Source organism: Bradyrhizobium sp. CCH5-F6 (genome assembly GCF_001556045.1).
In the GTDB taxonomy this organism is placed as follows: domain Bacteria; phylum Pseudomonadota; class Alphaproteobacteria; order Rhizobiales; family Xanthobacteraceae; genus Bradyrhizobium.
In genome coordinates, this window is the sequence record NZ_LSIC01000129.1 from 1 (window position 1) to 6583 (window position 6583).

Consider the following 6583-nt stretch of genomic DNA (forward strand, 5'->3'; position numbering starts at 1 on the left):
TTAGGTTACGCGCGAGAAGGTGTCCTTTAGCGCGCTGACTGTTGCGAGTTTTGCACGCAGACGTCCGGGTCAAGCGTTCCCGCAGCGAAGCGAGGACAACGCTTGACGCGGCGGCGACACCACAAACTTTTCATTGGGTGCAGGCGAAGTCCTGCACCCCTGCCACGTGGCGAACGGGGGGAGCGCGAGGGGGAACGCCTCGCATCTAAAGAAGACTCGCGCCGAAGGCGCTCCGCTTATCTCTCGTTACGGTGTTGTCATCTGTTAGTTCGATCGATTGGGTAAGCACGTGGAGATGTTGATTCTCTTTGCGCCTCCGGGTGCGTTGCCTCCGGAGGGCGGGATGGTTTCGATCGTGCGGGCGACCGACGGCGTTGAAGGGATTCCAGCCGGGTTTCCCATTTTACTCGACGCGCAGATGTCGATCATCGAGCCGGCTTTCAGCTATTTGCTCGAGCTCGCCACGATCCCCGGCCGTTCGCATGCGACGGAGACGCTGCGGACCTACAGCGAGCACCTGCATGACTGGTTCGACAGCTTGGAGCAGAGCGGCCTCGACTGGCGGCTTGCCGACGAAGGAACGATTGCTGGGTACCGCAACAGGATGCTGGCGGCACCGAGCCCCCATACGGGTCGCCCTTATGCCCGTTCAACCGTGAACGATCGTGTCCGGTCAGTGTGCCGCTTCTATTTGTGGGCGCATCGGCGCGGTCTGATCGACACGCTGCCGTTCGATTATGTCGATGTGTCGCTCCGGTCGTCGCGCCAGGGCATGATGGCGCATCTTGACCACCGTCGGCCTATCATAGCGGCGAATGTCCTGACAATTTCGGAAGCGGAGCGGCTGCCGCGCCCGCTGCGCGTCGATCAGCTCCAGGCTCTGTTCCACCATCTCGATCCGCCCTATGGGCTGATCGCAGAATGGGCGCTGGCGACCGGAATGCGCCGCAAGGAGTTGTGCGGCCTGAAGCTTCAACAGGTACCGGAGGTTGCCCATCTCGACATCGAGGAAGATCCGCTGGTCGGCATCCCGCTGACCATCACCAAGGGAGACCGGCCAAGGACCGTCTATCCGCCGTTGCGGCTAATCGACCGAACCCACTGGTACGCCGGAGAGGAGCGCGCCGCGCTCGTGAAGCGATTGCGCGCGGCTCGACCGCGCTATCGGTCGCCGGCGACGCTCTTCCTCAACAGCAAGGGCGATCCCATCACACGCGCAAGGCTCTCGGCGGTCTTCGGCGCTGGATTCAGGGCTGCCGGGCTCGCCGGATCAGGGCATTGGCTGCGACACACCTTTGCGATGGCGATGCTTGTCCGCCTGCAAAAGCAGGCGGCGACAACGCCTGACCTCAACCCGCTCAAGATCGTGCAGGTCCTTCTTGGTCATGCGTCGATCCAGTCGACCGCGATCTATCTGCGCTGTGTTGAGCTTCACGCGGACACACTCGCTGAGAGCCTCGCCTATCTGTATGGCGAACTGGTGCCTCATGGCCGTTCGTAAGCGGACCCCGATCGACCGCCGGTTTGCAACTGAGGCGACGCAGACGGCGGCGGTGGACTCGATAGCGCCGGCTGACACGATCATTTTCGTCGATGCCTGGGGCAACCCCGATCAGCGGTTCGATTCCGGACAGCTCGCCGGCCTGCCTGTCGATCTGCGTGACCTCCTGGTCGAGGCATTCCGCGCGCATTGCGTCGCTCAGCAATCAGCAACACGCCAGACGACATGGAGGGCGCTCCGACGTTTCACCTGTTTCGTCGTTGACGACGGCATGATCGAGACCGCGAGTGATCTCGATACCGCGGCACTTGGCCGCTATGTACTCTGGCTGAAGAAGCAAGGGGCATCGCGAGCGCCACGCGGGGCCCACGCTATCGCCTTCGACCTTCTGCGTCCCTTGCTCTTCTGGTGTCGGCGTAATCGACGCGGGCGCATAGCGCACGACCTGGAGATCCCCTGGAATGCGTTTCCGGGGCGGAGGGCGAGCCAACAGCCTCGGCGACGACTTCCCTCGAATCAGGTCAAGGCGATCCTGCGGGCCTGCTACGAGGAGATCGACGAGGCCTGGGCCCGGTTTCAGTACGGGCAGGAGGTTATCCGACGCCCCGAGCTACCGCCCAAGACCTTGCGCGGCCAGGGGCTCGACCGATGGATATGGCGCATCGGCCGGATCGACGACGGCCTCATGCCCGACACGACTGTCCTCGAGGCGCACGGGATCAAGTCCAGCACGCTGGTCCAGTACTGGGGCGGCGCTCGGACCATGGCGCAGTATTTCCATATCACCACCGACACGCTGGTTCCTTTCTTCTTGGCCATCGCCATCCAGACCGCGGCCAATCCCGAACCGCTGCGCCACATCCGTCGGGATTGCCTTGTGCCGCATCCGCTCGACGAACACCGCGTCATCGTCGACTGGAACAAGCCCAAAACGGGCGCGCGGCTTCAGAAAGCGCAGCGGCGGTCCTTCGATCGCCGTCGGCGGTATGCCGCACCCAACCTGATCGAGATGATGCTGGCGCTGACAGAACCGATCATCGCCACAGCACCGCCAAGCGAGCAAGATCGACTCTTCCTGACGCGCAGCATCCATAAGGAGCATTCGCGCCGATCGCTTCGCAGCCGCACCGGGGTCATCGAACACACCGTTCTGAGGCGTGCCATCCTCAGATTCATCGAGCGCGCCAACCAACGCATCGACGCGTGGAACACGGACCATCCGGACCAACTGCGGGAGCCGATCGCAGACTTTGCGCCGGCGTTATTTCGTGGAAGCGTGGCGACTGAGCACTACCGCGCGTCGGGCGGAGACGTTCTCGTCGCTCAATCGATCCTGAACCATGCCAGCGTCGCAACAACAGAGACCTATCTCAAGAGCGAGGAGACGACCCGCCTCCAGCGCCAGACGATCGCGCACCTGCAAGAGCAGATGATCAACTGGGTGCTCGGCCCCGAGCGCGACACGCCTCCGCCGGCCTTCGGGAAGCTGCGCGCCACCGCCCCTTTCGGGCACGACTGCCTGGCTCCTGTCGCTCCCGGCCGAGACGGCGTCGATCGCCTCTGCCCGCAGTTCGGCGGCTGCCTCGCTTGTCCGGGCCTCGTCGTCCCGATCGATGTCGGGCATCTGGCGCGCATCCTCGCCGCTGTCGATCGGCTCGAAGAGGCTCGTAAACGGCTCGATCCGAAGCGCTGGAGCCTTCTCTATGCCCCGTCGTGGCGCATTCTCACCCAGGACATCCTCCCGGATTTCCCCGCGAACATGCACGAGCCCGCCCGCAAGCTCGCTACCGGCATGCCGCTGCTCCCGGAGTTGGAATGACTATGCCGGCACAATCAGAGCGGCTCCATCGTTTCGATGCCGCGCAACGCGTTTCGTCACGATCGATCTGGACCGATGCGCAATGGCATTTCGACCATACGCGGGCCGATCTGCGTCGTCACCAATTTCGCGTCGATTGGGCATTCGAGCTGCCGGACGGCAGTCGCTTCACCGATCCGCGATGGCATCGGTGGCTGGAGGATGCCCGCACCTTCCTATGGTCGCTTCGCGTCGATCCTCCTGTCGGTCGCCGGCAAGCTCAGGCCAGATCGCTTGTGACAGTGGCCGTCCAGCTGCGCTTCCTGATCCGATGGATGGCGGGCCGGGGCATGCACGGGTTCGACGAGTTGGACACCGATACGGCAAAAGAGTTCATGCGATCCGTCACGGAGCGACGCGGCCATGCAGGCATGCCGCTCCGACCGGGCACCCGTCAGGCATACGCCAATCTATTGATCGGCCTCTTCCAGCAAAGAGCCAGACTGGCCTGCCCACCGAGCGAGCATCCCTTCGCCGATGAGCGCGCTAGCCGGTTCTCCGGCTTCGGCCGCCAGACCATCCAGCGCTTGCCCCACACGCCGGACGACATCGCCGTTGCGCTCATCTCGGCAGCGATCCGGCTGATCGGGCAACCAGCCGCCGACGTCATCGCGCTGCGCGACCGCGTCGTGCCGTTTCGCAAGGACGATCCTGGCCCAACGCCTTTCGCCCACCGCCAGGCCGTCCGTGCGCTCGTCTCCTCGTTCCGCTTTTCCACGATCGAGGGCGAGGAGGTCGCCTGGCACCCTCCGTTGACCCGCACAAGGGAGTTGCGCCTGCTGATCAACCGGATTCAGGAGGCGTGTTTCGTCACCATCTCCTATCTGGTCGGCGCGCGCGTGTCAGAGATTCTCTCGCTTCAAGCGAACTGCGTCGAAGAGCGCCCATCCGCCGATGGCGCCGAATCCTTTAGCTATCTCCGCGGGCGGATCTTCAAGACCGCCGGCACTGACGCCGGAACGCCGCATCTCTGGCCGGCGCCGGCACCCGTCCTGCGCGCCGTCGAGGTCCTGCATCATCTGTCGGAGCCATTTCGCGCTGAGACAGGCCGATCGGAGCTCTGGCTCTCCCTCGCTGGCAGGGGCGTCGTCGACCGCCGCCCGCCGGAGGTCCCGACCGGCTGGTCTCTCATCATCCGGCTGAACCGGAGGTTCGCTCCCTTCATCGATCTGCCTTGTCAGGGTGACGGCACGCCCTGGCACCTGACCACGCATCAGGGGCGCAAGACTTTCGCCCGCTTCGTCGGCAAGCGCGATCGCACCGGCCTGCACGCTCTCCAGCATCACTTCGGGCATGTGACCCGCATCATGACCGACAGCGCCTATGTCGGTACCGATTTTGATCTGAGCGAGCTCGTGGACGCACAGACCCTCGAAGAGACGCGCTTCGCTCTCGAGGAGCTGCTCACCGCCTCGCGCCTCGCCGGCAATGGCGGGCGCCGTTTGTCCTCGCGATCGCGTTTCCGCGGCCGCACGCGCGACGGCGAGCTCGCCGCCTACATCAATTTCCTGATCGAAGACAGCGGCATGCGGCTCGGCGTCTGCGATTGGGGGTATTGCGTCTACCGTGTGGAGACCGCCGCCTGCATGGGCGACAATCGTGGTCCGAACGCGCTCTGGCGCACCCAGAGCACCTGCGCAAGCTGCGCCAACTTCGCCGTCACCGAGCGTCATCGCCCGGTCTGGCAGGCACGCCTCGACCGCAATCTGGCGTTGATCGCCGATCGACGCCTCGACGATCCAAGCCTCGCGCTCGCCAACACGCGCATCGCCGAGTGCCAACGCATTCTGTCCGATCTTTCCGCCGCAGGAGAAGGCCATGCCCAAGAGATCCACCGCAAATCCGGATGATCGGCGCATAAAGGCCACGGCGGAGAAGCTGCGCGCGGCGCTCGATCGATTGACGAATGGATCCTCAGAACAACCCGCCGCTTCGATCCGACGTTTGACCGTCGCTGCGCTCGCGCGCGAGGCGGGCGTCGGCCGCAACGCCATCTACGCCAATCACCGTGACATCCTCGACGCCCTCATCCGAGCCCGCCGACGGCAAAGCGTACCTGATCGGATCACCACCATGGGCGACACACTCGTCGAACAGCGTGGTGTAATCGACAACATGCAGCAGCAGATCCGGCAGATCGTCACTGAGAATGCCGGCCTCCTCCAACGCGCCATCGAGGCGGAACGCCGTGCCGAGAGGGCCGAGCGCCGCAGCGCCCACTTGACCAAGGAGATCGTTGTCCTGCGCGGTCCCGCAGTGCTGCGAACGTCGAGCGAATGACCTCGTGCGTCGCGGGTGCCGTTCTCGTCGCGGCGGATTCACGAGCATTACCTTGGATCCGCTCCGAAGCGGCGGTATCACGGCGCCATCTGCACGAACAATCGAGCCTTCTCCGTTGGATCGGGGTCGCGGGATCAACCCGCCGTACCTTCGATCGCGCTACTGTTGCCGCGGTGATGTCGCCGTCGCGGCGGTAGTGAGGGCCTTTGAGCAATGCTCTCCTGTTGGGTTGCTTAGCCCACGTCCATACCGGCCTTTTTCTGGGGGATCACGCGCCACAATACGCTCGCTGCGCTCGCCGACCTTTACCCGCAATGGCTCGTTCGCGATCTTCTTCCCCTGCCGCCAAGCGGCGGCATTCCTCGCGAGGCAACAAGATCGCTCAGCCCGCCATCCTCCGCTGACGCTGCGGGCCAGAGGCTGCAGGTCGGTCGTTGCGGCGCTCAAAGATCGCCATCAAGGCCGCGATGGTCGCGGGCTTGGAAACAGCAACAGGAGATCACTATGGCTCAGATTGGCACCTTCACCCGCGCCGAAGACGGCTCATACACCGGCACCATCAAGACGCTCTCGCTCAATTTCAAGGCGCGCTTCCTTCCGGCCGAACCCTCTGAGAACGAGAAGGCTCCGAACTTGCGCGTGGTGGTCGGTAATGTCGAGATAGGTGCCGCGTGGCAGCGGACCTCCAAGGACAACAACACCGTCTACCACTCGGTCAAGCTCGACGACCCGTCCTTCCCGGCGCCGATCTACGCCAACCTCGTCGCGGTCGATGACGGCTACGCATTGGTCTGGTCGCGCTGATGCGGCCACCGCTCGGATGCGGCGCCCCATCTCGGGGCGTCGCAAATCCGACAACAGGACACTGTAGAAGTGTCCTTCAGAAAATGTCGCTATCGGATCAACCGCTTCATTTCAGAAAGACGGTTGCCAACTGACCTAAA

General features: G+C 64.0%; 5 protein-coding genes. All 5 read left to right on the top strand.

Annotated features, from left to right (window positions below; genetic code table 11):
• Positions 1-343 precede the first annotated feature (343 nt).
• The 5 genes from AX729_RS24045 to AX729_RS24065 all read left to right on the top strand — a co-directional run bounded on the left by AX729_RS24045 (position 344) and on the right by AX729_RS24065 (position 6443).
• Positions 344-1501: a tyrosine-type recombinase/integrase gene (locus AX729_RS24045; RefSeq protein WP_057196416.1), complete on the top strand. Its 1158-nt coding sequence runs from the start codon at positions 344-346 to the stop codon at positions 1499-1501.
• Complete coding sequence (locus AX729_RS24050; protein WP_057196366.1) at positions 1488-3320, top strand: site-specific integrase; 1833 nt, start codon at positions 1488-1490, stop codon at positions 3318-3320. Before AX729_RS24045 ends, AX729_RS24050 begins: the two co-directional genes overlap by 14 nt.
• A 2-nt stretch (positions 3321-3322) precedes the next feature.
• Positions 3323-5209: a site-specific integrase gene (locus AX729_RS24055; RefSeq protein ID WP_152343722.1), complete on the top strand. Its 1887-nt coding sequence runs from the start codon at positions 3323-3325 to the stop codon at positions 5207-5209.
• A gap of 94 nt (positions 5210-5303) precedes the next feature.
• On the top strand, positions 5304-5639 hold the full coding sequence (locus AX729_RS24060) for a hypothetical protein (protein WP_068307980.1): 336 nt from the start codon (positions 5304-5306) through the stop codon (positions 5637-5639).
• Between the two features lie 504 nt (positions 5640-6143).
• Positions 6144-6443 carry a DUF736 domain-containing protein gene (locus AX729_RS24065; protein WP_057196369.1) on the top strand — a complete coding sequence of 100 codons (300 nt, stop codon included), beginning with the start codon at positions 6144-6146 and terminating at the stop codon, positions 6441-6443.
• Positions 6444-6583 lie beyond the last annotated feature (140 nt).